The organism is Leifsonia sp. EB41, assembly GCF_041262565.1.
Classification (GTDB): Bacteria; Actinomycetota; Actinomycetes; order Actinomycetales; family Microbacteriaceae; genus Leifsonia.
Window position 1 is genome coordinate 2,226,608 of the sequence record NZ_JBGCCJ010000001.1, and the last position, 26,300, is coordinate 2,252,907.

The 26,300-nt window shown below is 69.1% G+C and carries 28 protein-coding genes and 3 tRNA genes; 12 read left to right on the plus strand and 19 right to left on the minus strand.

Annotation, left to right across the window (positions count from 1 at the left end; genetic code table 11):
- Nucleotides 1-2: 2 nt before the first annotated feature.
- The 4 genes from gyrA to ABH923_RS11025 all read left to right on the plus strand — a co-directional run bounded on the left by gyrA (nt 3) and on the right by ABH923_RS11025 (nt 3,207).
- Nucleotides 3-2,561: a DNA gyrase subunit A gene (gene gyrA, locus ABH923_RS11010; RefSeq protein ID WP_370055407.1), complete on the plus strand. Its 2,559-nt coding sequence runs from the start codon at nt 3-5 to the stop codon at nt 2,559-2,561.
- On the plus strand, nt 2,551-2,964 hold the full coding sequence (locus tag ABH923_RS11015) for a DUF3566 domain-containing protein (RefSeq protein ID WP_369961733.1): 414 nt from the start codon (nt 2,551-2,553) through the stop codon (nt 2,962-2,964). The genes gyrA and ABH923_RS11015 overlap by 11 nt, the downstream gene beginning before the upstream one ends.
- 67 nt (nt 2,965-3,031) lie before the next feature.
- Nucleotides 3,032-3,108: transfer RNA gene (locus tag ABH923_RS11020), tRNA-Ile, on the plus strand.
- A 26-nt stretch (nt 3,109-3,134) separates the two neighbouring features.
- A tRNA-Ala gene (locus ABH923_RS11025) sits at nt 3,135-3,207 on the plus strand.
- A 40-nt stretch (nt 3,208-3,247) separates the two neighbouring features.
- On the opposite strand, the gene ABH923_RS11030 is transcribed toward ABH923_RS11025, so the two are convergent.
- On the minus strand, nt 3,248-3,721 hold the full coding sequence (locus ABH923_RS11030) for an Lrp/AsnC family transcriptional regulator (RefSeq protein WP_370055408.1): 474 nt from the start codon (nt 3,719-3,721) through the stop codon (nt 3,248-3,250).
- 93 nt (nt 3,722-3,814) lie between these two features.
- On the opposite strand from ABH923_RS11030, the gene ABH923_RS11035 reads away from it, so the two are divergent.
- Nucleotides 3,815-4,264: a rhodanese-like domain-containing protein gene (locus tag ABH923_RS11035; protein ID WP_370055409.1), complete on the plus strand. Its 450-nt coding sequence runs from the start codon at nt 3,815-3,817 to the stop codon at nt 4,262-4,264.
- A 103-nt stretch (nt 4,265-4,367) separates the two neighbouring features.
- Here the strand turns inward: ABH923_RS11035 and ABH923_RS11040 are convergent, their stop codons facing one another.
- On the minus strand, nt 4,368-5,075 hold the full coding sequence (locus tag ABH923_RS11040) for a DUF3800 domain-containing protein (protein WP_370055411.1): 708 nt from the start codon (nt 5,073-5,075) through the stop codon (nt 4,368-4,370).
- A gap of 33 nt (nt 5,076-5,108) precedes the next feature.
- Nucleotides 5,109-5,972, minus strand: a complete 864-nt coding sequence (locus ABH923_RS11045; RefSeq protein ID WP_370055412.1) for an Fpg/Nei family DNA glycosylase — start codon at nt 5,970-5,972, stop codon at nt 5,109-5,111.
- Between the two features lie 48 nt (nt 5,973-6,020).
- On the opposite strand from ABH923_RS11045, the gene ABH923_RS11050 reads away from it, so the two are divergent.
- On the plus strand, nt 6,021-6,458 hold the full coding sequence (locus ABH923_RS11050; RefSeq protein WP_345838756.1) for an NUDIX hydrolase: 438 nt from the start codon (nt 6,021-6,023) through the stop codon (nt 6,456-6,458).
- Between the two features lie 7 nt (nt 6,459-6,465).
- Here ABH923_RS11050 and ABH923_RS11055 read toward each other — a convergent pair whose 3' ends face one another.
- Complete coding sequence (locus ABH923_RS11055; RefSeq protein WP_370055413.1) at nt 6,466-6,669, minus strand: PspC domain-containing protein; 204 nt, start codon at nt 6,667-6,669, stop codon at nt 6,466-6,468.
- 90 nt (nt 6,670-6,759) lie between these two features.
- Nucleotides 6,760-7,314, minus strand: a complete 555-nt coding sequence (locus ABH923_RS11060; RefSeq protein WP_370055414.1) for a hypothetical protein — start codon at nt 7,312-7,314, stop codon at nt 6,760-6,762.
- Nucleotides 7,315-7,438: 124 nt separating this feature from the next.
- Here ABH923_RS11060 and ABH923_RS11065 point away from each other — a divergent pair, with 124 nt between their 5' ends.
- Together ABH923_RS11065 and ABH923_RS11070 are read left to right on the plus strand one after the other, a co-directional pair.
- Nucleotides 7,439-7,978 (plus strand): peptidylprolyl isomerase, encoded by a 540-nt coding sequence (locus tag ABH923_RS11065; protein WP_370055415.1) that lies wholly within the window; start codon nt 7,439-7,441, stop codon nt 7,976-7,978.
- A 27-nt stretch (nt 7,979-8,005) separates the two neighbouring features.
- A complete protein-coding gene (locus tag ABH923_RS11070; RefSeq protein WP_370055416.1) occupies nt 8,006-8,863 on the plus strand; it encodes a rhomboid family intramembrane serine protease in 858 nt (285 codons plus the stop codon).
- Nucleotides 8,864-9,041: 178 nt separating this feature from the next.
- Here the strand turns inward: ABH923_RS11070 and ABH923_RS11075 are convergent, their stop codons facing one another.
- Nucleotides 9,042-9,302, minus strand: a complete 261-nt coding sequence (locus ABH923_RS11075) for a cell division protein CrgA (protein WP_179604135.1) — start codon at nt 9,300-9,302, stop codon at nt 9,042-9,044.
- A gap of 108 nt (nt 9,303-9,410) precedes the next feature.
- On the opposite strand from ABH923_RS11075, the gene ABH923_RS11080 reads away from it, so the two are divergent.
- Genes ABH923_RS11080 through ABH923_RS11090 form a run of 3 tightly spaced genes read left to right on the plus strand, consistent with a single transcriptional unit; the run spans nt 9,411 to nt 11,011 of the window.
- Nucleotides 9,411-10,214, plus strand: a complete 804-nt coding sequence (locus tag ABH923_RS11080) for a class E sortase (protein ID WP_370055417.1) — start codon at nt 9,411-9,413, stop codon at nt 10,212-10,214.
- A 3-nt stretch (nt 10,215-10,217) separates the two neighbouring features.
- Nucleotides 10,218-10,376 (plus strand): hypothetical protein, encoded by a 159-nt coding sequence (locus ABH923_RS11085; RefSeq protein ID WP_345838750.1) that lies wholly within the window; start codon nt 10,218-10,220, stop codon nt 10,374-10,376.
- Nucleotides 10,373-11,011: an aminodeoxychorismate/anthranilate synthase component II gene (locus tag ABH923_RS11090; protein WP_370055418.1), complete on the plus strand. Its 639-nt coding sequence runs from the start codon at nt 10,373-10,375 to the stop codon at nt 11,009-11,011. The genes ABH923_RS11085 and ABH923_RS11090 overlap by 4 nt, the downstream gene beginning before the upstream one ends.
- Before the next feature lie 18 nt (nt 11,012-11,029).
- On the opposite strand, the gene pknB is transcribed toward ABH923_RS11090, so the two are convergent.
- From pknB to ABH923_RS11125, 7 genes are all read right to left on the minus strand, one after another.
- Nucleotides 11,030-12,724 (minus strand): Stk1 family PASTA domain-containing Ser/Thr kinase, encoded by a 1,695-nt coding sequence (gene pknB / locus ABH923_RS11095; protein ID WP_370055419.1) that lies wholly within the window; start codon nt 12,722-12,724, stop codon nt 11,030-11,032.
- A gap of 114 nt (nt 12,725-12,838) precedes the next feature.
- Nucleotides 12,839-14,554 (minus strand): serine/threonine protein kinase, encoded by a 1,716-nt coding sequence (locus tag ABH923_RS11100; protein WP_370055420.1) that lies wholly within the window; start codon nt 14,552-14,554, stop codon nt 12,839-12,841.
- Nucleotides 14,551-16,005 (minus strand): peptidoglycan D,D-transpeptidase FtsI family protein, encoded by a 1,455-nt coding sequence (locus tag ABH923_RS11105; RefSeq protein WP_370055421.1) that lies wholly within the window; start codon nt 16,003-16,005, stop codon nt 14,551-14,553. Before ABH923_RS11105 ends, ABH923_RS11100 begins: the two co-directional genes overlap by 4 nt.
- 3 nt (nt 16,006-16,008) lie before the next feature.
- Nucleotides 16,009-17,388 carry an FtsW/RodA/SpoVE family cell cycle protein gene (locus ABH923_RS11110; protein WP_370055422.1) on the minus strand — a complete coding sequence of 460 codons (1,380 nt, stop codon included), beginning with the start codon at nt 17,386-17,388 and terminating at the stop codon, nt 16,009-16,011.
- Nucleotide 17,389: 1 nt separating this feature from the next.
- Entirely contained in the window at nt 17,390-18,637 is a 1,248-nt protein-coding gene (locus ABH923_RS11115; protein WP_370055423.1) for a PP2C family serine/threonine-protein phosphatase, read from the minus strand.
- A gap of 3 nt (nt 18,638-18,640) precedes the next feature.
- A complete protein-coding gene (locus tag ABH923_RS11120; protein WP_370055424.1) occupies nt 18,641-19,234 on the minus strand; it encodes an FHA domain-containing protein in 594 nt (197 codons plus the stop codon).
- Nucleotides 19,231-19,944 carry an FhaA domain-containing protein gene (locus ABH923_RS11125; protein WP_370055425.1) on the minus strand — a complete coding sequence of 238 codons (714 nt, stop codon included), beginning with the start codon at nt 19,942-19,944 and terminating at the stop codon, nt 19,231-19,233. The genes ABH923_RS11120 and ABH923_RS11125 overlap by 4 nt, the downstream gene beginning before the upstream one ends.
- A 153-nt stretch (nt 19,945-20,097) precedes the next feature.
- On the opposite strand from ABH923_RS11125, the gene ABH923_RS11130 reads away from it, so the two are divergent.
- Nucleotides 20,098-20,181: transfer RNA gene (locus ABH923_RS11130), tRNA-Leu, on the plus strand.
- Between the two features lie 112 nt (nt 20,182-20,293).
- On the opposite strand, the gene ABH923_RS11135 is transcribed toward ABH923_RS11130, so the two are convergent.
- From ABH923_RS11135 to ABH923_RS11160, 6 genes are all read right to left on the minus strand, one after another.
- Nucleotides 20,294-21,355, minus strand: coding sequence for a tetratricopeptide repeat protein (locus ABH923_RS11135; RefSeq protein WP_370055426.1), 1,062 nt, complete (start codon nt 21,353-21,355; stop codon nt 20,294-20,296).
- Nucleotides 21,355-22,584: a 26S protease regulatory subunit gene (locus ABH923_RS11140; protein WP_370055427.1), complete on the minus strand. Its 1,230-nt coding sequence runs from the start codon at nt 22,582-22,584 to the stop codon at nt 21,355-21,357. The genes ABH923_RS11135 and ABH923_RS11140 overlap by 1 nt, the downstream gene beginning before the upstream one ends.
- Before the next feature lie 66 nt (nt 22,585-22,650).
- Nucleotides 22,651-23,859, minus strand: a complete 1,209-nt coding sequence (locus tag ABH923_RS11145; RefSeq protein WP_370055428.1) for an ABC transporter permease — start codon at nt 23,857-23,859, stop codon at nt 22,651-22,653.
- On the minus strand, nt 23,856-24,539 hold the full coding sequence (locus tag ABH923_RS11150; RefSeq protein WP_370055429.1) for an ABC transporter ATP-binding protein: 684 nt from the start codon (nt 24,537-24,539) through the stop codon (nt 23,856-23,858). Before ABH923_RS11150 ends, ABH923_RS11145 begins: the two co-directional genes overlap by 4 nt.
- Nucleotides 24,536-25,630 carry a peptidoglycan-binding protein gene (locus ABH923_RS11155; protein ID WP_370055430.1) on the minus strand — a complete coding sequence of 365 codons (1,095 nt, stop codon included), beginning with the start codon at nt 25,628-25,630 and terminating at the stop codon, nt 24,536-24,538. Before ABH923_RS11155 ends, ABH923_RS11150 begins: the two co-directional genes overlap by 4 nt.
- Entirely contained in the window at nt 25,617-26,228 is a 612-nt protein-coding gene (locus ABH923_RS11160; protein ID WP_370055431.1) for a hypothetical protein, read from the minus strand. The genes ABH923_RS11155 and ABH923_RS11160 overlap by 14 nt, the downstream gene beginning before the upstream one ends.
- Nucleotides 26,229-26,300: the final 72 nt, after the last annotated feature.

The window sequence follows — 26,300 nt, forward strand, 5'->3', positions numbered from 1 at the left end:
CTGTGACGGACGAGACCCCCACCGGCGAGAGCTTCGGCATCCACGGCAGGATCGACCAGGTCGACCTGCAGTCGGAGATGCAGCGGTCGTACCTCGACTACGCGATGAGCGTCATCGTCGGGCGCGCGCTGCCCGAGGTACGCGACGGCCTGAAGCCGGTCCACCGGCGCGTGATCTACGCGATGTTCGACGGCGGCTACCGGCCTGACAAGGCGTTCTCCAAGTGCGCCCGCGTCGTCGGCGACGTGATGGGGCAGTTCCACCCGCACGGTGACTCCGCCATCTACGACGCGCTCGTGCGTCTCGTGCAGCCGTGGAGCCTCCGCTACCCGCTCGCGCTCGGCCAGGGCAACTTCGGCTCTCCCGGCAACGACGGCGCCGCGGCCCCGCGGTACACCGAGACCAAGATGGCCCCGCTGGCGCTGGAGATGGTCAGGGACATCGACGAGGAGACCGTCGACTTCCAGGACAACTACGACGGCCGTACGCAGGAGCCGGCCGTCCTCCCCGCCCGCTTCCCGAACCTCCTCGTCAACGGGTCGGTCGGAATCGCGGTCGGCATGGCCACGAACATCCCGCCGCACAACCTCCGGGAGGTCGCCGACGGCGCCCTCTGGCACCTCGCACACCCGGAGGCCCCGCGCGAGGAGCTGCTGGAAGAGCTCATCAAGCGGATCAAGGGCCCCGACTTCCCGACCGGCGCGCAGATCCTCGGCATCAAGGGCATCCAGGACACCTACCGCACCGGCCGCGGCTCGATCACGATGCGCGCGGTCGTCAGCATCGAGGAGCTCCAGGGTCGCGTCTGCCTGGTCGTCACGGAGTTGCCGTACCAGGTGAACCCGGACAACCTCGCGATCAAGATCGCGGAGCTGGTGAAGGACGGCCGCGTCGGCGGCATCGCCGACATCCGTGACGAGACCTCGGGCCGCACCGGTCAGCGTCTCGTGATCGTCCTCAAGCGCGACGCGGTCGCGAAGGTCGTGCTGAACAACCTCTACAAGCACACCCAGCTTCAGGAGAACTTCGGCGCCAACATGCTGGCGATCGTGGACAACGTCCCGCGCACGCTCGCGCTCGACGGCTTCATCACGGCGTGGGTCGAGCACCAGATCGAAGTCATCGTCCGCCGCACCCGTTTCCGCCTGCGTAAGAAAGAGGAGCGGGCGCACATCCTGCGCGGCTACCTCAAGGCGCTCGACGCGCTGGACGAGGTCATCGCGCTCATCCGCCGGTCGCCGACCGTTGAGGACGCGCGAGAGGGCCTGAAGGGGCTCCTCGACGTCGACGACACCCAGGCCGACGCCATCCTCGCCATGCAGCTCCGCCGCCTCGCCGCGCTGGAGCGCCAGAAGATCATCGAGGAGCACGACCAGATCGAGCTCGAGATCCTCGACCTCAAGGCGATCCTCGCGGACCCGGTCCGACAGCGAACGATCGTGAGCGAGGAGCTCACCGAGATCGTCGACCGCTTCGGCGACGACCGCCGCACCGAGATCATGTTCGGCTTCGACGGCGACATGAGCATGGAGGACCTCATCCCCGAAGAGGAGATGGTGGTCACGGTCACGCGCGGCGGCTACATCAAGCGCACCCGCAGCGACAACTACCGCAGCCAGCACCGCGGCGGCAAGGGCGTCAAGGGCGCCCAGCTCCGCGGCGAGGACGTGGTCGACCACTTCTTCGTCACGACGACGCACCACTGGCTCCTCTTCTTCACGAACAAGGGCCGCGTCTACCGCGCCAAGGCGTACGAGCTGCAGGAGGCCGGCCGCGACGCGAAGGGCCAGCACGTCGCGAACCTGCTCGCCATGCAGCCGGACGAGGAGATCGCGGAGATCCTGGACATCCGCGACTACAAGGCCGCGCAGTACCTGGTGCTCGCCACCCGCGACGGGCTCATCAAGAAGACCGCGCTGGAGGAGTACGACACCAACCGCTCCGGCGGCATCATCGCGATCAAGCTCCGCGAGGACGACGAGCTCGTCTCCGCGCTGCTGGTCGAGGAGGACTCCGACCTCCTGCTCGTCTCCCGCAAGGGCATGTCGATCCGCTTCACGGCCAGCGACGAGGCGCTGCGTCCGATGGGCCGCTCCACGTCCGGCGTCATCGGGATGCACTTCCGCGGCGAGGACCGGTTGCTCGACGCGGCCGTGGTCTCCGACGAGGGCTACGTCTTCGTGGTCACCGAGGGAGGCTATGCCAAGCGCACCTCGGCCGACCAGTACCGCCTGCAGAACCGCGGCGGACTGGGCATCAAGGTCGCCAAACTGAGCGACGACCGAGGGGATCTGGTGGGTTCTCTCATCGTCGACGAGGACGACGAGGTCCTGGTGGTTCTTGCCAGCGGCAAGGTGGTACGCTCCTCCGTGGCCGAGGTACCCGCCAAGGGCCGAGACACTATGGGTGTCGTTTTTGCACGTTTCGCCGAGACAGACAAGATCATCGCTCTGGCGAAGAACACCGAGCGCAACCTGGATTCCCAGGAAGCCGATGCAGAATCGGTAGCCGACGATGAAACCGGTCGTGCCGGGAAGGATGAAGCCGTAGATGAGCAGTAGCGTCGCCGAGAAACTCGCGAGGAAGTCGACCCGACGACCCACGTCCGCCAAGCAGGTGCGACTGAAGCTCGTCTACGTCGACTTCTGGTCGACCGTCAAGCTCTCGTTCCTCGCAGGCATCTGCCTGGCGATCATCGCGATCGTCGGCACGTTCCTGATCTGGACCGTCCTCGACCGTACGGGCATCTTCGACCAGCTCAACGGCCTGGTCAAGGACGTCTCCGGCGCCAGCGGCGGCGACCTCCGCTCCGTGCTCGGCCTCGGCCAGGTCATGGGCTTCTCGCTGGTCGTGGGCATCCTCGACATCGTCGTGGTGACCGCTCTCGGAGCCGTGTTCGCGCTGCTCTACAACCTGTCGGTCAAGATCACGGGCGGCCTGCTCGTGGGCTTCACCAACAACTGAGCGGCGGCCTCCACTCGATTTCACCATCCGGGCTCAGATCAGGTACCCTCTTATCTGTTGCCCATTCGGGGATATAGCTCAGGCGGTTAGAGCGCTTCGCTGATAACGAAGAGGTCCGAGGTTCAAGTCCTCGTATCCCCACCATGTGTCGTGACGGACACCATCCTCGCGGGGCCTTAGCTCAGTTGGTAGAGCGCCTGCTTTGCAAGCAGGATGTCAGGAGTTCGAATCTCCTAGGCTCCACAGTTTTATTTTCGTCGCCATCAGGCGTATTTCGTCGCCATCAGGCGCGCTCAGCCGCCGGAGGCGCTATCGGCCGAGCCGGCACGGTGCTCGAGTACGCGATGCTCGTCGTCACACTGCCGAGCGTCCCGATCGTGCCCGACACCTGTTCGAGGTGGCGCATCGAGGTCGCGACGACCTTCAGGATGAAGCAGTCGTCTCCCGTGACGTGGTGGGCCTCCACGACCTCCGGGGTGATCGCGAGCAGGTCGTGCAGCGGCTTGTACTGGCTGCTCGGGTAGCGCAGCCGCAGGAACGCGAGGATCCCGTACCCCAGGCGCTCGGGGTCCACGACGGCGCGGTAACCCGAGACGACGCCCGCTTCCTCCAACCTCCGAACGCGTTCGGCGACCGCGCTGTTCGACATGTGGACGGTACGGGCGAGCTCCGCTATCGACTGCCGGCCGTCGCGCTGCAGCTCGGCGAGGAGCGCGCGATCGACTCCGTCGGCGGTGAATGGCGGATTCACGGTCATGACGGGATTCTGGCACGGAATTCACGGCTGGTGAGGTCGGATGGCGTGGATCGTCTGTTCAAATCACGCTTCGACCTCCCTACTGTGGTGTCCATGACGACGACCACGACGACAGCCTCCACCTCGGAGGCCGCGGAGCACTTCGCGGCCAAGCTCCGCTTCGAGACCGACCCCTCCGACGTGCGCGCGGCGCAGGTGGCGGGGGAGCACTTCACACTGATCGACAGCCGCGGCGACGCCGCCTGGGCGCAGGGTCGCATCGTGGGCGCCGTCCACCTCCCGACGGCGGAGATCGCCGCGCGCGCCGTCGCGCTCGTGCCGCGCGACCTGCCGGTGGTGGTCTACTGCTGGGGCCCCGGCTGCAACGGGTCCACCCGTGCCGCCCTCGCATTCAGCCTCCTGGGCTACGAGGTGCGCGAGCTGATCGGCGGCTTCGAGTACTGGGCTCGCGAAGGCCTCCCGGTCGAAGACGACAACGGGCCGGTGGAGCGCGCGGCGGACCCGCTGACCGCGCCGGTGGGCGCGGTGAGTTGCGCGTGTTGAGGGTGATGGACACCGTCGGCCTGCTGGGATAAGATATTTACCGCAGGACTCCGAAAGGCCTCCCGCACCTGCCAACGCCCCGCCCACGCGGGGCGTTGTGTTTTCACGGGCGCCAGATGTATTCGTCGACGGTGATCGATCGCACATTGGCGACGATCTTGTCGACAGCACGCCGCGATCGTGGATCGCGTTCTTCGATCGTTCGAGCGCGGTTGACGAAGAACGTCGCCACGTCGGCCGCCTGGAGGAGCCTGCTTTCGTGGGATGGCCCGAAGTAGATCGTGTCCGCAATGCAGTGGAGGGCGTCGGTTGTGTAGCCGGGCGCTGCAGCGTATTTGAAGTCGCGGAGACTGCGACGAGCACCTGTGCCAGCGTGATGCTCATCAGCCAGTACCAATCCCAACGCATCCTGATCGTGACGCCCGAGCTGACGCTGAACCTCCGAGAGCGTGTGCGCGAGTGTGAGGAGATGGGGTGGATGCGGTCGACGATATCGGGCGTGCAGTGCGATGAGGTCGACGCCGCGGAACACAAACGTCGCGGTTGACCGTGCGAGAACCTTGGCGACGAGGTCGCACGCCTTCACCCTCCACGCCAGTGGAACAGTCCGCCAGTCGCGACGCCCGTGAAACATGTCGACCGCATGAAATTCGGAGCGAGTATCAAATGACGGGACATGCGTGGAGACGAGACCAGCGATGTCGTTCAAGCCGGCTTCGATCGAACGGACGGCGTTCGGGTCCGCGATCAGCGCACCGATGAAGTAGAAACGGTCGCTTCGAGCGGATTCATCGACATAGACCAGACGCACGCCAACAGATTACTGAAATCCCGAACTGAAACTCTACTTGAGCAACCGTGACAGCACCCGATCCGCCAGCGGCTTCCCGCCTGTCTGGCACGTCGGGCAGTACTGCAGCGTGGAGTCCGCGAAGATCACCTGCCGGATCGTGTCGCCGCAGACCGGGCACGGCTGGCCCGTGCGGCCGTGGACGCGCATCCCCGACTTCTTCTCGCTCTTCAGTTCCGACGCGGCCAGGCCCTCCGAGCGGGCGAGGGCCTCGTGGAGCGTCTCCTCGAGCGCGGCGTAGAGGCGGTCGACCTCGTCGGCGCTCATCGAGGCGGGTTTGAAGGGGGACATCTTCGCGACGTGCAGGATCTCGTCGGAGTAGGCGTTGCCGATTCCGGCGATCAGAGCCTGGTTGCGCAGCACACCCTTGATCTGCGCGCGGCCCTGGCCGGCGAGGATGGCGGCGAACGCGTCCCGTGTGAACGCCGCGTCGAGCGGGTCGGGGCCGAGGCGGGCGACGCCGGGCACCTCCGCCGGGTCGCGGACGATGGAGATGGCGAGGCTCTTCTTCGTGCCGGCCTCGGTGATGTCCAGGCCGGAGCCGCCGTCGAGCACCAGGCGTGCCGCCAGCGGACCCCTGCTCGGGCGCCCGGTCGGCGGGGGCGGGGGAGTCTCACGCCAGCGGATCCAGCCGGCCCGCGCGAGATGGATGACGACATGGAGGTCGCCGGCCGCGATGTCGAGGAACTTGCCGTGCCGGCTGACCCCGGTGATCGTCAGCCCTTTCAGGGCCTCGGGCGGGGGATCGAAGGTCTTCAGCGCGGAGAACGCGACGATGCTCAGCCGGTCGATGACGCGACCGGTCAGCCGCTCGCCCAGGTCGGCGGCGAGGGCGGTGACTTCCGGCAGTTCGGGCACCACCCCATACTGCCGCTCTCCACCGGCGAGCGGCAGTAGGGTGACGGAATGGACATCAGGGTCGCCGCCTACGGCGTCATCGTGGACGGGCCGCGCATCCTGCTCGCGCACTGGAACGAGGGCGGCCGCTCCGGATGGACGCTGCCCGGCGGAGGGATCGAGCCCGGCGAGGACCCGCTCGACGCGGTCGTGCGCGAGATCGAGGAGGAGACCGGCTTCGAGGCGCGGGCGGACGAGCTGCTCGGCATCGACTCGAAGATCGTCCCTGCCGAGGCGCGCTTCGTCCCGGAGGCTGGGCCGCTTCACGCGCTGCGCATCGTCTATCGCGCGACCGTCACCGGCGGGAGCCTGAGGAACGAGCTGGACGGGACGACGGACGAGGCCGCCTGGTTCGCGCTCGCGAGCATCCCGAACCGGCGGGTCGACCTGGTCGACGTCGCGCTGCGCATGGCCGGTCTCGGCGACCTGGCCCGCCCGCAGCGCTGAACGGCGGTCAGGCCACCCGGGTGACCGGACGCTGCTCGGACGGGATGATGATCCACATCGCGATGTAGGCGATGAACTGCGGGCCGGGCAGCAGCAGAGACAGCAGGAAGAGCAGCCGCACCGTCAGCGGCTTCACACCGAAACGGTTGGCCAGTCCGGCGCAGACGCCGCCGAGGATGCGGCCGTCGAGGGGTCGTTGCAGAGTGTTCATGCCTCCAGCCTCGCCGTCACGAGACCGGAGCACCATCCGGGAAACCCCCGATTCGACCCTGGGGTGGACCGACGGCTGTACTACGAAGGACTACTCCGTAGCGGGAGTCATCGGCTCCTCGTCGGCGACCCAGAGCTCGTCGTCCGCCCGGAAGGTCTGCCAGACGGCGTAGAGCAGCCCGGCAGCCGCGATGACCCCGAGGCCGACCGCGATGACCGTGCCGGCGCCGGGACCCGAGTTGCGGGAGGCCGCGGAGGCCTTCTTCGTGATCTCCTTGCGCGCCTTGGTGAAATCACCGGCGAAGGCGGCGCTGCGTGCGGCCCGCGCGTGGTCGACGACCGAGAGCGCGGTGCCGACGGCGGTGCCGACGGCCGGGATCACGTCGCCGACGAGGCGATCGCGTGCGACGCCCGCGTAACGGCCGGCCGAGTCCTTGGCCGACTGGGCCGCGGGACGGACGTACGAGTCGTAGCCCTCGCGCACTCGCGGCGCGAGCTCCTCACGGGAGTAGTGGGCAGCCTGCTTGCGGGCAGCGGCAGCCAGAGCGTTGGCGTTCGCGATCACTTCCTGCTGCTGCCCCCACAGCTCCTGCGCGTCACTCCGCAGACGGTCGAGCTCCTTCTGGCGCTTCCGTGTCAGGCTCATTCTGGACCTCCATTGCGTCGGCTGGGCGAACTGACTCCATCTTGCCACCGAAAGCCCTGAGGATGGCCCGAGAGCCGAAGTGCGCTCCCGAAACCCAACTGGGCCCTGTGCAAGAATTAGTGGCATGTCTAAGCACACCGCTGTCGCCACGCTCCACACTAACTACGGAGACATCAAGGTCAACCTCTTCGGCAACCACGCTCCGAAGACGGTCCGTAACTTCGTGGGCCTCGCGACCGGTGAGATCGAGTGGACGCACCCCGCCACCGGCGAGAAGACGAACAAGCCGCTCTACGACGGCGTGGTCTTCCACCGCATCATCCCCGGCTTCATGATCCAGGGCGGCGACCCGCTCGGTCAGGGCATCGGCGGCCCGGGCTACCAGTTCGACGACGAGATCAACCCCGAGCTCGACTTCACCCAGCCGTACATCCTCGCGATGGCCAACGCCGGCATCCAGGGCGGCCGCGGAACGAACGGCTCGCAGTTCTTCATCACCGTCGCACCCACCACGTGGCTGCAGGGCAAGCACACGATCTTCGGCGAGATCGCGGACGACGCGTCCCGCAAGATCGTCGACAAGCTCGCGGAGCTGCCGACCGACGCCCGTGACCGTCCCCTCGACGACGTCGTGATCGAGTCGGTCGAGATCGACCAGGCCTGAGTTCTGCTGGAGGGCGGAGAGGGAACCATGTCTCAGCCCGTCGACGCTCCGGCGACCGTCTGCTACCGGCACCCCGATCGCGTCAGCCATGTGCGCTGCCAGCGCTGCGGCCGGCCGATCTGCGGTGAGTGCCAGACTCCCGCCGCGGTGGGGGTGATCTGCCCGGAGTGCATGGCGCAGCAGCGCGCCACAGCACCGCGCACCCGCTCGCCGTGGGTGTCCCGGCTCACCGGGCCGGGCGCGCCGGTCGTCACGTACGCGATCATCGGCGTCTGCATCGTGGTGTTCATCCTGCAGAACCTGCCCGTGATCGGAAGTCAGGTCACGAACTCGCTGCTCTACGCCGGCGCCTACTCCTACCCGTCCGGCTCGCTGTCGCCGGCGCTCGGGTTCGAGCCGTGGCGGATGCTGACCTCGGTCTTCCTGCACGCGAACATCATCCACATCGCGCTCAACATGTACACGCTGTGGATCTTCGGGATGGCGCTGGAGCCCGTGCTCGGCCGGGCGCGCTTCCTCACCCTGTTCCTGATCAGCGGGTTCGCCGGGTCGCTCGGCGTGCTGCTGCTCTCCCCGGCCAACCAGCCGGTGATCGGCGCGTCCGGCGCGATCTTCGGCATGCTGGGCGCTTTCTTCATCATCCAGCGCCGGCTCGGCGGCAACGGGATGCAGATCCTCGTGCTGGTCGGCCTCAACCTGGCGATCGGCTTCCTGCCCGGCATGAACATCGCCTGGCAGGCGCACGTCGGCGGTCTGGTCGGCGGGGCCCTGGCCGGGCTGATCTACGTCGAGACGCGCATGCCGTCTCGCCGTCGCTGGCAGACACCGCTCATCGTGGTGCTCTGCGTGGTGCTCGTCGGCGCGAGCCTGCTGCATTTCGTCTGACGCCGGGCACTTCCCCACAACGCGTGGATAAGTTATCCACAGCCTTATTAACAGTGGGGATAATTACACCGGTGTAACTCTCCACAGGCTTATTAACACTGGGGAGAAGCCGACTGCGGGGCTGTGGGCGGTGGGGAGAACTGCTGTGGATAAGTGGAGGACTGCGGCTGGAGCGAGGTCAGCGCCAGCGGGTGGTCATCAGGAAGCCGATGAAGGCGATCCCGAAGCCGACCAGGATGTTCCACGCGCCGAGGGCGGGGATCGGGTACTGGTTCTGGCTGACGTAGAAGACGATGATCCAGATGAGCCCGAGCAGCATGAAGCCGAACATGACGGGCTTGAACCAGACGGGGTTGGGGGCGTCCTCGCCGGTTGCGGCCGAGCTGCGCTCGGGACGGGCGGAGCGCTCGAGCTTGGTCTTGGACTTGGTGCGTGCCATAGCACACAAGTGTAGCGGGAGCGGTCTGAACGTTCGTGGCGATGGAGGCGTGCAGTTCCCGGGAAACACCCGGTTTGGCGGGGCTGCGTCCCGCTTAGATTGTGTCATATGACCGACCCCGCAGAGCCAGAGCGCCATCGCGCCGGCTCGCGACGCGCGGCCCGGCCCCGCCGCACGCGCAGCGCGGGCGAGGTGGTCCTCACCGTCATCGGCGAGCTGCTCATCACGGCCGGAGTGCTGGTCGGCCTCTTCCTCGGCTGGCAGGTGTGGTGGAACAACCTCGTCCTGTCGGGTCAGCAGACCTCGGCGGCGCAAGAGCAGAGCAAGAAGTGGATCGACGACGCGATCAAGGCCCCGCGGCCCACGCCGACGGACCCGTCGTCTCCCGAGGCGGTCGATCCTCCCGTGATGGCGCAGCCCGGGGACTACGAGCCGTTCGCCGTCATCTACATCCCCCGCCTCGGGCCGGACTGGAAGCGCACGATCCGCGAGACGGTCGACGTCGACAAGGTGCTCAACAGCTACACCGCGGGCGTCGGCCACTATGCCGGCACGGCGATGCCGGGGGAGGTCGGCAACTTCGCCGTCGCGGGCCACGACTCGGGCTGGGGCAACACCTTCATCGACCTGTCCAAGCTGCACATCGGCGACCGCATCTACGTGCAGACCAAGGACGGCTGGTACACCTACCTCTTCCGCAACTTCGAGTACGTGCAACCCACGCAGGTGCAGGTGATCGCGTCGGTGCCGCACCATCCCGACGTGCAGCCCATCGACAGGCTCATGACGATCACGACGTGCAACCCGCCGTTCCACGCGGGCGAGCGGCTGATCGCCTACAACGTCTATGCGGGCTACCAGCCGACACAGGACGTTCCGAATGAGATCCGCGCCGCGGTGACGGGAGGCTGAACCATGTACGGAGCACTGTGGCGCATCCTCCCCGGGCCGGTCTGGCTGCGCATCGTCATCCTGGTGGTCCTGTTCGCGGTCGTGCTGTGGGCGCTGGTGACCTGGGTCTTCCCCTGGGTGGATTCGCTCCTCGGACCCCAGGAAGGTACCGTTGGGCCGTGACCCGCGTACTCGTCATCGACAACTACGACAGCTTCGTCTACACGCTCAACGGCTACCTGCGTGAGCTCGGCGCCGAGACCGAGGTCGTGCGCAACGACGACATCGCGATCGAGGACCTGCAGGCACGCGTGTCCGAGTTCGACGCGGTGCTGGTGTCGCCAGGGCCGGGCAAGCCGGCCGACGCCGGGGTGTCCATCCCGGTCGTCGAGCTCGCGCTGAAGGCCGGGATGCCGCTGCTCGGGGTCTGCCTCGGCCACCAGGCGATCGCTGAGGCGTTCGGCGGCGTGGTGACCAACGCCGAGGAGCTGATGCACGGCAAGACCTCGCAGGTCGAGCACGACGACAGCCTGCTGTTCGACGGCGTGCCTCAGCCGTTCACGGCGACGCGCTACCACTCGCTGGCGGTCGTGGACGGTACCCTCCCCGATGAGCTCGTGGTCACGGCGCGCACGGCCGGCGGCGTCATCATGGCGCTGCAGCACACGACCGCGCCCATCTACGGTGTGCAGTTCCACCCGGAGTCGGTGCTCACCGAGGGCGGCTACCGGATGCTCGGCAACTGGCTCGAGAAGTGCGGTCTCGCCGGCGCCGCGGAGGCGTCCCGTTCGCTCAACCCGCTCGTGAAGCTGGGCTGAGCCGAGCCTCCCGGTCGGTCAGCCCGAGCAGTAGGTGAGGCCGACAGTGCTCCCCTGGGGCACGTCGCCCGGCGCGACCGTCTGCGTGTGCACCAGCGGCGCGCCGGCGTTCTGCTTGCACGTGGTGTCGGCCTTCGGATCGGCTGTCAGCCCGAGCTGCTGGAGCAGTGAGGTCGCAGCGGGCAGGGATTGGCCGGTGAGGTCGGTCAGCGTGACCTTGCCGCTGGAGACCGTGAGACCGATCGCGTCGCCTTCGTGCGCGTTGCTGCCGGCGGCGGGCGAGGTCTGGATGACGACGTTGGCAGGCACCGTCGGCGAGTTCTGCGTCGTGACCGGGCCGAGGGTGAGCCCTGCCGTCGTCAGCGCCTGTTTCGCGGCGTCCTGCGTCATGTTGGTGAGGTCGGGGACGGCCACGGACTTCTTGCCCGTCGACACGAAGACGTTGATGGTGTCGCCGGTGGCCACGACGATCCCGGCGGCGGGATCGGTGCGGATGACCTGACCATTGCCGTAAGTCGAGCTGGCCTCCGTGGACTGCGTCCACTTGAGCTTGAGGTCCTCGAGCTGCTTCGTCGCTTTGTCGAGCGTCTGGCCGGACAGGTTGGGGACCTCGCGGGAGGTGTCCGGCATGGTCGTGCCCGGTGCGATCCGCAGCACCCAGGCGAGGACGGCGACGATCACGACCGCCATCACCGCGATGCCGGCCCAGATCCAGATGACCGGTGGGCGGCGCTGCGTGCGGACCATCGTCTGGTCCTCCGCGAGCTGACGGAACGCGGCCTCCGGGCCCGAGACCGAGCTCGGCGGCGCCCCGAAGAGCGTCTCGGAGAACTCGTCGGGATGCTTGTGGACGGGCACGCGCCCGGCAGCGGCCTCCTCCAGGTCGTGACGGAAGTCGGCGACGGTCTGGTAGCGCTCGAAGCGGTCCTTGGTGAGGGCATGGGCGACCACGGTGTCCATCGCCGGGGAGACCTTGGGGTTCACGGTGCTCGGCGCGACGGCCGTCTCGCTGACGTGCTGGTAGGCGACCGCGACCGGGGTGTCGCCGCGGAACGGCGGCCGGCCGGTCAGCATCTCGAACAGGACGACGCCGGTCGAGTAGAGGTCGGTGCGAGCGTCGACCGTCTCGCCCTTGGCCTGCTCGGGCGAGAAGTAGCTGGCGGTGCCGAGCACCGCGGTCGTCTGCGCGACCGTGGCGGAGGAGTCGCTGATGGCGCGGGCGATGCCGAAGTCCATCACCTTGACCTGGCCGGTCGTCGTGATCATGACGTTGCCCGGCTTGATGTCACGGTGCACCACGCCCGCGCGGTGCGAGTACTCGAGGGCCGTCAGGATTCCCTCGGTGATCCGGACCGCCTCGGCGACCTCCAGCGGGCCGCGCTTGATGAGATCTTTCAGAAGAACGCCGTCGACGTACTCCATCACGATGAAGGGGAGCTGCGCCTCGTGACCGTTCGGCTCGCGGACGGTCTCCTCGCCCGCGTCGAACACGCGCACGATGGTCGGGTGCGTCATCCGCGCCGCGGCCTGGGCCTCCTGACGGAAGCGCGTGCGGAACGCCGGATCGGTCGCCAGGGACGGCTTGAGCAGCTTGATGGCGACCGTGCGGCCCAGCCGGGTGTCCGTCCCGCGGTGCACGTCGGACATGCCGCCGCGACCGACGAGCTCGCCCACCTGATATCGGCCTGCGAGCAGGCGGCTATCTGGGCTCAAGACGGGCTCCTTTTCGGGTGGTGGCTGGTGGCTCCGGATAGTGTAGCGGGCCGACTCTGGATGTCTCCCCCGGGTGGGGGCAGACCGGTCGTCGTCAGCGCGGCGCGGCTCCCATCACGGCGTCGGCAGGGAGGTCGAGCCGCTGGCGGCCACGACCGTGTACGGGGTCGTGGGCGACTGGGCGGACTCCACGGACTCGCCCTGGTTGCAGAAGATCGAGTAGCTGAGCGTGTAGTTGCCCGCTGCCGTCGGCGACCAGGTGAACTTGGAGTCGTTGACGGGGGCCTGCGGCTGCCCGTTGACGAACAGCCGGCGCCCGGTGAGGTTCTGGCCCGCCGGGCAGGTCGCGGAGCCGAATGACACCGTGATCTGCGAGTTGGCCGCTCCCTGGCCGGACGGCGGGTTGGCCGAGACCGTGTCGCTCGGCGTCGGGATCGGCGTCACCGGTCCGTAGACCTTGATGGTGATCGTCGTGCCCTTCTGCACCGGTCCGGTCGGGTTGACCGAGTAGACCGTGTTGACCTGGCCGGAGGAGGAGGCCGCCGAGCCGGTCTGCACGTCGGCGACCATCCCGACGCCCTGGAGCTTCTGCCTGGCCTGGTCGCCGGTCAGACCGAGGTAGTCGCCCTCGTTGATCTGCACCGTCGTGCTGGTGGGGGTGGCCGAGGGGGTCGGTGACGGGGGCGGCGGGGTCGTGTGGACGACGGGGGGCGTCGTCGAGGTCGCGACCGGGGTCTTGGGCTGCGCGAGCAGCGCGATGATCGTCCCGATGAGGACCAGGGCCAGGAGTGCGATGAGGGCGATGAGCGGCCAGGTCCACGGACTGCGCTTCTTCTCCTCGACCGGCTCCTCGGTCTCCGTCTCCTCGACGGCCGCACCGGCGGCCGCGGCGGGCAGCACCGTGGTGGCCTGCGTCGGGGCGGCGTTCGGGGAGGTCATCAGCACGGTCGCGGCGTCGGCGGCGACAGCGGCGCCGAGCACCGCGGGCACCGACGCGGCCGCGGCACGGATGTCGCCGCGGCGCAGCGCCTGCGCCGCACGCGCCAGGTGCGCCGCCGAGGCGGGGCGGTCGGCGGGGTTCTTGGCGATGCAGGCGAAGACGAGGTTGCGGACCGGCTCGGCGACCGTGGCCGGCAGCTCCGGCGGCGCCTCGTTGATCTGCGCCATCGCGATGGCGACCTGCGACTCGCCGGTGAACGGCCGCCGGCCCGCGAGGCACTCGTAGGCGACGATGCCGAGCGAATAGATGTCGGTGGTCGGCGACGCCGGGTGGCCGGACGCCTGCTCGGGCGACAGGTACTGCACCGTCCCCATGACCTGGCCGGTGGCGGTGAGTGGGACCTGGTCCGCGATGCGGGCGATGCCGAAGTCGGTGATCTTGACCCGGCCGTCCGGCGTGATCAGGAGGTTTCCCGGCTTGATGTCGCGGTGGACCAGCCCGGCGGCGTGCGCGGCGTGCAGGGCGGCGGCGGTCTGCGCGACGATGTCGAGGGTGCGGTCGGTGCTGAGCACGTGCTCGCGCTCGAGGACGGTGGAGAGCGCCTCACCGGGCACCAGCTCCATCACGAGGAAGGCGCTGCCCTCCTCCTCGCCGTAGTCGTAGACGTTCGCGATGCCTTCGTGGTTGACGAGCGCGGCGTGCCTGGCCTCAGCGCGGAAGCGCTCGAGGAAGCCGGGGTCGCCGAGGTACTCGTCCTTGAGGATCTTGATCGCGACGGTACGGCCGATGACCAGATCGGTCGCCTGCCAGACCTCGCCCATGCCGCCGATCGCGATGCGCGACTGCAGCTCGTAACGTCCTCCGAAGGTGAGCCCTGCTGTGGGTCTCATTTATTCAGCACCGCCTCTAGTACTTTTTTCGCGATCGGCGCGGCGATGGAGTTACCCGTGCCGCTCTGACCGCGTCCACCGCCATTTTCAACGACTACCGCAACAGCGAACTGAGGGTCGTTCGCCGGCGCGAATCCTGTGAACCACAGGGTGTACGGGTCGGTCGACCCGTTCTGCGCCGTCCCCGTCTTACCGCCGACCTCGACCCCGTCTATTCTTGCATTGCTCGCAACGCCGTGATCGACGCCGTCGACCATCATCTGCTTGATGGTGTCGGCGTTCTGCTGGGTCATCGGCTGCGAGAACTGCTGGGGCTGGAACGTCTCGATCGGCTGCAGATCCGACGAGCGGATGGAGTCGACCAGGTTCGGCGTCATCAGCTTGCCGCCGTTGGCGACCGCTGCCGACACCATCGCCATCTGCAGCGGGGTCGCGCGGTCGTCCTTCTGCCCGAAGGAGCCGAGCGCCCGCTCCGCGGGGTCGGTGTAGAGCGGGTAGACGCTCTTCTCGACCGGGATCGGGATGCTCAGCGACTGGTTGAAGCCGAACTTGTCGGCCTGGTCCTTGATCACCTGCGGCTGCAGCTGCATCCCGAGCTCCGCGAACGGGATGTTGCAGGACAGGATCTGCGCGGTCGCGATCGACACCGTCGCGCCCGGGCCGCAGGTGGTCAGCGAGTCGTTCTTGACGATGGTCGGGGAGCCCGGGAGGGGAAGCGAGGCCACGTTCGGGAGCTGGCTGTCCTTGGTGTACTGGCCCGTCCCGAAGGCGGAGGCGCTCATCACCGGCTTGAACGTGGAGCCGGGCGGGTTGAGGTTGCCGCCGATGGTGCGGTTGGTGAGTGGGCTGCCCGCGGTGTCCAGAAGCTGCTGGTAGGCCGTGTTGACGGCCGCGGTGTCGTGGGAGGCCAGAACATTCGGGTCGTAGGTGGGCTTCGACACCATCGCGAGGATCTTGCCGGTCTTCGGCTCCAGCAGCACCACGGCGCCCTGGTAGTTGCCGAGCGCGTCCCAGGCCGCCTGCTGGGCCTTCGGGTCGATCGTCGTCTCGACCGTCGCGCCCTGCGGGTTCTTGCCGGTCAGGATCGAGTTGATCCGCTCGAAGAACTGCGAGTTGGAGGTGCCGGACAGCCGGTCGTCGAGGGCGCCCTCCAGACCGGTCGCCTCGCCGTTGACCGGGTAGAAGCCGGTCACGGCCGAGTACAGCGGCCCGTTGCTGTACTCGCGCTGCCACTTGTAGACGTCGCTCGAGGGCACGGACTGCGCGATCGGCTGGCCGGCGACCAGGATCGCGCCGCGCTGAGCTGCGTAGCTGTCGTTCCGCGCGCGGGTGTTCCGTGCGTCGGCGGCCAGGCTGTCCGCCTGGAACGCCTGCAGGATGGACGTGGACACCAGGAGTGCCAGGAACATCACCAGCACGATCGTGCTGACCCGCTTGATCTCACGATTCATCGTTCAGCTCACCACCAGACGGGGTTGGTTGCGGACGGTGTCGGAGAGTCGCAGCAGCAGTGCCACGATGATCCAGTTGGCCACCAGGGACGAGCCTCCCGCGGCGAGGAACGGCGTCGTCAGGCCCGTGAGCGGGATGACCCGCGTCACGCCGCCGATGACGATGAAGCACTGCAGGCCCACCGTGAACGACAGCCCCACCGCGAGCAGCTTTCCGAAGTCGTCCTGCCCGGCGAAGCCGATCCGGAGGCCGCGCGCGACGAAGATCAGGTACAGCGCGAAGATCGCGAACAGGCCGGCCAGCCCGAGCTCCTCTCCGATGCTCGCGATGATGTAGTCGCTCTGCGCCACCGGGGTGACCCAGGGTTCTCCCTGGCCGAGCCCGGTGCCGATCAGGCCGCCGTGCGCGAGGCCGAAGAGGCCCTGGACGAGCTGGAAGCTTCCGCCCTGCGCGTCGTAGACCTTCTGGGAGAACGGGTCGAGCCAGTTCGCGAACCGGTCGTGGACGTAGGGGAGGAGCTGGCTGGCGATGATCGCGCCTCCGCCGATAAGCAGCAGACCGAGGATCACCCAGCTGATCCGGGCGGTGGCGACGTACACCATAACGAGGAACAGCCCGAAGATGAGGAGGCCGGTGCCGAGGTCGCGCTGGAACACGATGACGGCCATCGACATCAGCCAGACGATCAGCAGGGGGCCGAGGTCGCGGGCGCGCGGGAAGCGGATGCCGAGGAACTTCTTGCCCACCATCGACAGCGAATCCCTGGCCTGCACCAGGTAGCCGGCGAAGAAGATCGCGAGGCAGAGCTTGGCGAGCTCGCCCGGCTGGAAGCTGAACGGGCCGATGCCGATCCACACCCGCGCCCCGTAGATCTCCCGACCGATGCCGGGCAGCATCGGCAGGAGCAGCAGCACGAGCGCGGCGAGGCCGAAGATGTAGGTGTAGCGCTGCAGCACGCGGTGGTTGCGGATGACGACGATGACCGCGATGGCGCAGGCGATGGCGATGCCGGCCCAGGCGATCTGCTTGACGCCCGCGCTGTTCCAGCCGGAGTCCTTGAAATGGATGTCGATGCGGTAGATCTCTGCGATCCCGAGCCCGGTCAGGACGGTGGCGATCGGGAGCAGGAACGGGTCGGCCTGCGGGGCGACGATCCGCAACGCGATGTGCATCCCGAGCACGAGGGCCGCCAGGCCGGCGCCGAGGTAGACGAGCGTGAGGTCGACGTGGCCGAGCGCGCCGAGCTGCACGAGCACGATCGCGGCCGCGTTGATGCCGCAGGCGATGACCAGGAGGAACAGCTCGAGGTTGCGCTGTTTGGCGGGCAGGCGCAGCCGCTTGACCGGGCCGGTGGCCGGCCTGGCCTGCTTCCGCTCGCTCACGCTACTGTTTTGCGGCATCGGTCAACTGGTCCACGATCGCGCGGGCGGCCGCCAGGTCGTCCGCGTTGATGGTCTGCTGCACGAGCTGCTTGTCGTACTGCGGGAGGCTCTTCACCGGCACATCGGACTCCTCGTACACGTGCGAGAGCACGATCGGCCCGAGGTTCTGCTGCACGCCCTGGTAGATCGCGACCTTGCCGGTGGGCGACGAGCCGACGAAGAAGCGGGACTGGGTCCACTGGTACCCGAAGAGCACCGCGAGCACGATCGCGACGACGAGCACAGCCAGCCCGATCATCCACGTGAGCCGGCGGCGGCGCGCCCGGCGCTCGTCCTCCTCGATCAGCTCGTCGAAGTAGTCGTCCGACTGCGGCTCGAAGTGCGTCGGTCCGGTGGCGGGCCGCACCGGGTGGAGGCGGAGGGTCGGGAGGCGCGTGGCGCGGGTCGCGGGCTTGGGCTCGCCGAACTGGAGGGGGGCGGCCGCCGAGCCGACCGTGATCGGCTCCTTCACGACGTCGCCGCGGGCGACGTCCGCGATGTCGAGGATCACCACGGTGACGTTGTCGGGCGCCCCGGCGTCGAGGCTCTGCTTGAGGAGCTTGTCCGCGACCTGCTTGGGCGCGTCGCGCGCGCCGAGGGCCGCGAGGAGGTCGTCGTTCTTCACGACGCCGCTGAGCCCGTCCGAGCAGATCAGCCAGCGATCGCCCGGTCGCGTCGCGAGGATGAGGGTGTCGATCTCGGGGGAGGCGTCGACGTCGCCGAGCACGCGCATCAGCACAGAGCGGCGCGGGTGGACCATCGCCTCCTCCTCCGTGATGCGGCCGCTGTCGACCAGCCGCTGCACGAAGGTGTGGTCGACCGAGACCTGGCTGAGCTCGCCGTCGCGGAAGAGATAGATCCGGGAGTCGCCGATGTGGGCGATGGCCATCTCGTCGCCGACCCGCATGAGCGCGCTGACGGTGGTGCCCATCCCGGTGAGCTCCGGATGCTCGAAGACGGTCTCGGCGAGCAGCGAGTTGGCGGCGATCAGCGCGGACTGGAGGGCGAACTCCGCCTCCGGAGCCGTCTCGTACTCGCCGTCTGCCTCCTTGATGCGGTTGACCGCGATCGCGCTGGCGACGTCCCCGCCGGCATGGCCGCCCATGCCGTCGGCCACCACGAACAGCTCATGACCCGCGTAACCGGAGTCCTGGTTGTTCGAGCGGATCTTCCCGACGTGGGAGACGGCCGCTGCCCGATTGCCTGCCACGGGTTACCGTCGCAGCTCGAATGTGGTGGTCCCGATCTTGATCGGGGTGTCGAGCGGGACCTGGGTCGGGACGGTGACACGCCGGCCGTCGAGGAACGTGCCGTTGGTCGAGTCCAGATCCTGGATCATCCACTCGTCGTTCCACAGGAGCAGGCGGGCGTGGTGGGTGGAGGTGTAGTCGTCGCGGATGACCAGCCCGGACTCGCTGGACCGGCCGATCGTGATGGGGTCGCGGCCGAGCGCGAGCTCGGTGCCCGCGCGCGGCCCGGAGGTGAGGACGAGGCGGTGGGCCGTCTGGACGCTGGCCTTCGTGCCGCCCCCTGCGGTGTTGGCGCCGGCCGGGAGGTTGGAGACGGGCGCGTGCTGCATGACCGGCTCGGTCGGGCCGGCGGGAACGGGGACCGCTGCGGGGGCTGCGGCGGGCGCGGCTGCCGGCGTCGGGAACGGCGAGGCGGCAGCCTGCGACTCCGGGAGCTTGCGCACGCGCTGGCCGAACAGGTCGGTGCGGAGGGCGTAGACGATGCCGAACACGAACAGCCACAGCAGCAGCAGGAAGCCGAACCGCAGCACCAGGAGGGTGAGCTCGCTCGGATTCACGAGGTGCTCCAGAAGTTGTCGCCCTGCGCGGAGCCGGGGGAGGGCGCCGCCTGCGGGAGCACGCGGAAGACGATGCGGGTGCGGCCGATGGTGACGACGGAGTCGGGTTCGAGGATCGCCTTCTTCACCGGCTGCCCGTTCAGCTTCGATCCGTTGGTGGAGCCGAGGTCCTCCACCTGGGCGCGGCGGCCGTCCCAGATGATCATGACGTGCCGGCGCGAGATGCCGGTGTCGTCGACCGTGATGTCGGCGTCCTGTCCGCGGCCGACGACCGTGCGGCCCCCGGTGAGCGGGTAGTGCCGGCCGTCGATGTCGAGCACCGGCGTCCAGGCGACGTCGCCTTTCACGTTCTCGGAGTCGATCTGGAGCATCCCCACGCTGATGTCGGGGTCCTCCCGGAGGTCGATGGAGAGCCCGCCGGCGAACGCGTAGTGCTGGCTGGTGGCGTGCTTCTGCGCGAACGCCACGAGTTCGTCGGTGAGCGCTGCGCCCATCGAGCTCATGCGCTTGTAGTCGGCGCCCGACATCCTCAGCACGAAGCGGTTCGGCGCTAGGACCCTGTCTCGGGAGACGACGGCCGCCTTGGTGTCCATCTCCTTGCGGATGGCGCTGGTGAGCTCCACGGGTTGCAGCCCGGAACGGAAGGTCTTCGCGAACGCGCCATTGACGGCGCGCTCGAGCCCCCGCTCGAAGTTGTCCAGAATGCCCACTAGTCTCCCGCTCCCGGCTTGGCCAGCTACATGCATGTTAGTCGGAACCCCCTGGAAGACGACCCTGCACGGCTGCCTCCCAGGTGAAGAGCCTTTTCAGAGGGCTCGCGGATTCGTTCTCGGAGACGCTGTCGTGTTAGTCTTCCTGGGTTCGCGCGAGTGGCGGAATTGGCAGACGCGCTGGCTTCAGGTGCCAGTGCCCGCAAGGGCGTGGGGGTTCAAGTCCCCCCTCGCGCACGAACGAGAGGGTCGCCTCGACGGAATGTCGGGAGCGGCCCTTTCTGTTTCTTGTCGCTGTACTCCTGCGTCGACGGCGGGCCGGACGGCCTCAGGCACGAGGAAAGGCTGCTCACAGCTGTCTCGATCGCCGTATGTACGTGCACAGGATGAGCACCGCGTAGCAGAGCAGCGCGCCCGTCAGCCATACGCCGCTGGAGCCCGTCGGTGAGACCGCAGTCACGATGAGCGCGGCGTAGACCGCGACTCCGAGGAGTGCGATCCAGCAGATCCAGCGGTCGAACCGCCACGCCGCGCGGAGGATCTGTCTCAGCCGGATGCCCGCACCCGCGACGAAGCGCACGCCGAGCACCGTCCAGCCGAGGCCGATGGCGATCACGACCAGGATGGTCGCGACCTTGGCGTCGAGTGCGGCGACGCTCGAAGAGCCCTCAGCGGCTGCGATGGACGCGTTCCGGAGCACGACGGACGCCACGACTCCGGCGCCGAGGAGGATGCGGCCGCGGTTCACCGTCGCCGCGACCGCGGCGAGGACATTGCGCCGGGCGAGATCGGAGACGGGATTCGCGGCGAGGACATCCACGAAGCCCGCCGCGGCCGCGCCGGTCGCTCCCTGGCGCATCGACGCGACGGCGAGGTTGTTCCTGGCCGACTCCATCTGGGGATCCAGCGCAAGGGCCCGGCGGAACGCCTTCTCGGCGTCCTTCGGGGAGTGCTGCGCGAGGTGCACGTTGCCGACCATGAAGTGGGTGACGGCTTGGTGCGGCGCGAGCTCGACGGCGCGGAGGGCGGCCGCGAGGGTGGCGCGGGTCGCGGTCCCTGCCACGAGGTCGACCGAGGCCGCCTGCATGTGGGTCTGCCAGGTCAGTGGCGCGAGCTCCCGCGCCCGGGCGGCGGCCCCCGCCGCAGCATGGTGGTTGCCCGCATCCGACTCGGCGAGGGCGAGGACCCGCCACGCCCATTCGTCCTCCGGAGCGAGGGAGACCGCACGCCGCGCGCTCTCGGCCCCTCTGCGCGCGTCGCCGGAGTCGACCAGGGCGCGCGCGTGCAGGCACAGCGCGCGAACGTCCTCCGGCGCCGAGGCGAGGTAGGGGCCGAGCAGTCGCAAGGCGTCGAGTGGCCGGGAGGCGTCGAGGTAGACGGCCGCGCGCTCGGTGACACTCGCGTCGGCCACTACAGTCGTCGCATCCGACGCAGATAGGCGCCGAGCTCGGAGTAGGTGCCGTCGTCGTTGCCGAAGGCGACGACATTCCGCGCGCTGTCCAGCCAGGAGGTCGTCGACGGCTTGACCTGATCCAGCGCGGCGAGGAGGTCGGCCATCGCGATCAGGCGCGGCACGCCGCTCCGCACGCTGTCGAGCAGTGCCCGCTCCGCCGCGAGCTCGCAGACGTACGCGATGTCCGCCCCGGAGAACAGCTCCGTCCGTTTGGCGAGCTTCTCGAGGTCGATGCCTTCCACGGGGCGGGAGGCGAGATGCGTCCGGAAGATGGCCATCCTCGCGTCGTGGTCCGGCGGCAGCACGAGAACCGTGCGGTCCAGCCGGCCGGGGCGGCGCATGGCCGGATCGACGTCCCACGGCTGGTTGGTGGCGGCCAGCACGAAGACGCCCTCGTTGGTGCCGTCCACACCGTCGAGTTCGGTCAGGAGTTGGTTGACCGTTCCGCGGATCGCGCTGTTCCTGGTCTGCGACCGGCGCTGGCCGAGCGCGTCGATCTCGTCGAAGAAGAGGACGCACGGCGCCTCGCGCCGCGCGAGCTGGAACGCCTCGTGGACGTTGTGCTCGCTGTTCCCCATGTACGGATCGAGGATGTCGGTCAGCCCGATCGAGATGAAACGGGCCCCGATCTCGCCGGCGACGGCGCGGGCGATGAACGTCTTCCCGCACCCGGGAGGTCCGTACATCAGGAGGCCGCCGCGCAGGCTCTTGGCGTACAGCTTCCGGAGCTCGGGGTTTCCGAGCGGCGCGAGGAAAGATGCCTGCAGGCGGTCCTTCACGCTCTGCATCCCGCCCACATCGCGGAGGGTCACGCTCGGCGACTCGGCGTCGAACGCAGGCTCCCCATCCGGCTCGTCGCCGCGGACGAACGCCGGCAGGGCGACACCATCCACCTCCTGCTCCGCGGCCTTCCAGTCGAATTCGTCCGGTCGACCGGGTGGGGCGGCCTCCGGGGCCGGAGCGGTCTCAGCGGCCGGAACGGGAGGCCGGCCGCTCAACGACCAAGCCATCAGCTCTCGGGCCTCCTGATTCGCCGGGTCCGACTGGAGCACGGAACCCATCACGGAGACGGCCTCCTCGCCGAGGCCGCGCTCGAGCAGCAGTCTCGCAAGGTGCAACCGCAGAGCGACATCGTCCGGCGCAGCGTCGACGGCGCGCCGGAGGGAGTCGAGCAAGGCATCGTCCACGTTCGGAGCTTAGCGACCGCGGAACCCCCGACGCGGTTCCGTGGCGAGGCTGTGTCGCGGCGGCGCTCATTCCGGTGCTCGCAGCGCCTCCGACGGCGAAAGCCGCGACGCACGGATCGCCGGGTAAACGCCCGCGATCGCTCCGGTGAGCACCGACGCCGTCAGCGCCACCGCGAGCGCCGCGGGCGGGATGACAACCGTCTCCCCTTGGGTGGACGCGATGACCGCCGTCGCCGCGGCCCCCAGGAGTGCGCCGGCCAGACCGCCGGCGGCCGCGAGCAGCAGTGCCTCGGTGAGGAACTGCGCGGCGATGTGCCGGGCGCGTGCGCCGAGCGCCCGTCGGAGCCCGATCTCCGAGCGTCGCTCGATGACCGACACGATCATCACGTTGGCGATGCTGATCCCGCCGACGAGGAGCGCGACGCCGGCGAGGGCGAGGAAGAGGTCGACGAAAGCGTTCCGGGCGGTGATCCGCGCGATCAGCAGGTCGGACGGATGACGCACCTCGATCGCCTCCGGCTGCTGCGGTGACACGGTGAAGGGGAGGACGGCGGCCACCGCAGCCACCTGGTCGGGATCGCTGCGCACGTAGATGCGGGTCGCGGCTCCGTCGAAGCCGAGGAGCCGTTCGGCGATCGGAAAGGAGATCAGCGCCGCGTCGTCGATCTCCGGCGCGACCGCCGAGGCGGCGAGCACGCCGGCCACGGGCCACAGCCGCCCGTCGATGAGGACCGTCGTCGCGGGGTCGACCCGGTCGATCCCGAGGTTGCGGGCGGCGCCGAAACCCAGCACCACCTCGGGGTAGGCCTCGGCGACGCGGTCGAGGTACCGGCCGAGGACGGGGTGGGTTCCCATCACCCGCAACAGGGTCGGCTCGGCGGCGAGCACGGAGATGCCGCTGGTCTGCAACTCGGGGATGACGGCGCTGCGGCGCACGGTGACGCCCGCGACGGTGCCGACCGCGGTGACGGCTTCGACGGGAGCAATCGCCCGCACCATCGTCTCGGCGGTGAGCGGGAGCTCTGTCGCGTTCCCGCTGAAGGTCTGGCCGGCGGCGACGGTGAGGAGGTTGCCCTCTTGTCCTAACTCGTCGAGCAGCGCCGACTGCGCGGACGCCGCCAGTCCGGTGACACAGACCAGCGACGCGACCGCGATCGCGATCCCGGTCACCGAGAGGGCGCTCCGCAGCCTGCGTGCGGCGAGGCCTCCCCAGCCGGCTGCCAGGGCGTCGAGCGCCCGGAGCGTGGACCGTTGGGAGGTCGCACGCGGTCTCATCGCGTGCCCCCCGTGTCGGAGACGATCCGGCCGTCCACCACGGTGACCGTGCGGCCCAGCCCGGCCGCCACCCCCGGATCGTGGGTGACCACGACGACGGCGGTCGTCCCGTCGGCGAGACCGCACAGTAACTCCATCACCGCCCGCCCGTTGACCGAGTCCAGATTGCCGGTCGGTTCGTCGGCCAGCACGAGGCTCGGGCGCCCGGAGACCGCCCGGGCGATGGCGACCCGCTGGCGCTCCCCGCCGGACAGGTGCACCACTCTTTCGCCGGCGCGGTGGGCGAGCCCGACGCGCTCCAGGGCCGTGAATGCGGCAGAGCGGCGCCAGGACGCGGGTCCGCCGCGATAGAGCAGTCCCGTCGCGACGTTCTCCAGCACGCTGAGGTGCTCGATCAGGTGGAACTGCTGGAAGACGAAGCCGATGCCGAACGCGCGCAGCGCGGCGATGTCGCGGTCGGCGAGCGCGGACAGGTCGTGACCGGCGAACAGCACGCTCCCGGCGGTGGGACGCTCCAGCCCGCCGAGGATGCTCAGGAGGGTTGTCTTCCCGGAGCCGGACGGCCCCACGACGGCGACCGTCTCCCCGGCATCGATGGACAGCGTCGCCCCGGTGAGGGCGGAGATAGGCACGGGTGAGCGGTAGACCATCCCGACCCGGTCGAGGACGACGAGTGTCATGAGGACGGGACCACCACCTCGTCGCCGGCGTGCAGGCCGCTCGATGTCACTTGCACCAGTGTGTCGGCGAAGAGACCGGGAGTGACGCCGACAAGCCTCCGCGTCACGCCGTGCCGGACGTAGACCCCGTAGCCGCCTCCCTGGAGCGCGACCAGCGCCGTGACCGGGACGGCGAGGACGTCGTGCACCGTGCGGTCGGTGACGTCGATCGTGACGGGCGCCTGATCCAGTCCGGCCGCCGCGGCGGGGTCGTCGAGCACGATCGTGGCCGGCACGGTCGGGGGGCCGTTCTGCTGACCGGACCCGGACCCCGATGCGTCCGGGTTCGCCGCCACGGCAGACACCGTGGTCACGTGCGCCTTCACCTCCGTTCCGGCCGGAAGCGTGACCGTGACGGCGTCGCCGATGTGGACGAGGGAGGTCTGCGTCACCGGCACATCCGCGCTGACCACGACCTGGGTCGAACCGACCGACAGGGCGGGCTGGCCGTCCCCGATCCGGGAGCCCGGAGGTGCTGCGACGCCGAGGATGCGCAGCGGCGATGCCTCGAACACGATCGCGGAACGGCTCACGGCGCCGGTGGCAGGCATCCCGAGTGAACGCTGCCAGCGCTCCACCGCGATCGCAGTCGTGCCGGTGAACACCCCGTCGACGGTGAGGTCGAGTCCTGTCGCGTAGCCGAGGGCGACCAGATCCTGTTCCAGCTGGGTGACGTCCGGTCCCGGCGGGACCCCCGCGCTCAGGTCGCGCCAGGCGGGGATGGTCCCGGCGAGGAGGACGACGGGCCTGTCGTCGACCGCGAACAGGGTCGCGCCCTGGGTCACGGTCGAGCCGACCGTCGCGGTCGCCGTCACCGTTCCGGAGGCCGGACTGAAGATGGTGCGCGCTGCCCCGTGGCCGAGCGTGCCGGAGAGCTGCGTCGTGCTGGACAGCGTGGTCGCGATCACCTTCGCCGACGCTGTCGGCACCGCCGGAGGAGCGGGGGGCGGCGTGCGACCGGACGCCCACGCCGCACCCCCGGCGCCGGCTGCCACGATCGCCACGGCCGCCGCCGCGATCCAGAGCGCGCGGTTGCGCCTAGTCCTTGGCAAGGCTCGTCAGCTCCGAAGCGCGGATCTCGGCGTCCAGTACGGTCCTGCACGCGTGGAAAGCCCGTTGCACGGCCGGGTCGGCCTTCCCGAGGCTGCCGTTGTTCGGCAGGTCCTGGGCCCTCAGCCCGAAGCCGTGGCCCGGTGTGTAGGTGCTGCTGCTCGTCGGATCGTGCATGTTCGGCATGCCATTCTGGCGCAGGCATTGGGCGGAGCGGACTCCCGCGGCGACCAGGGCAGGAGGTGCAGGCGGTTCGTCGCTCGGGCTGAAGCCGGCCGCCGCGGCAAGCGGACCGCAGGCGTGTTCGAGATCCGACAGCGTCCCCCGGCTGAGGTTGTCGAGGCTGCGACGGTCGGAGTACACGTGGCCCTCGGCGTCGAGGACCGGCTCGCTGTAGGTGGGGGCGCCGTGCGAGCGGATGCACTCGGCGACCGCGTGGATCGCCGCGACCCTGTCCGTCCCGGTCCCGGACGTCGCCCGCGCCGATCCCAGCACAGGGACGGTCGGCCCGGAGCCGGAGGTGCAGCCGCCGAGTGCGAGCGCGAGCACGGCGAACCCGGTGGCGAGCGCGGCGAGTGCGGACCCAGGCGTGCGTGTCATGTCGGCCTCCCGATCATCTCGTCCCGGCGGATCCGGGACACTCGACTCCGTTCTAGGCGGAGGGCGGTGACA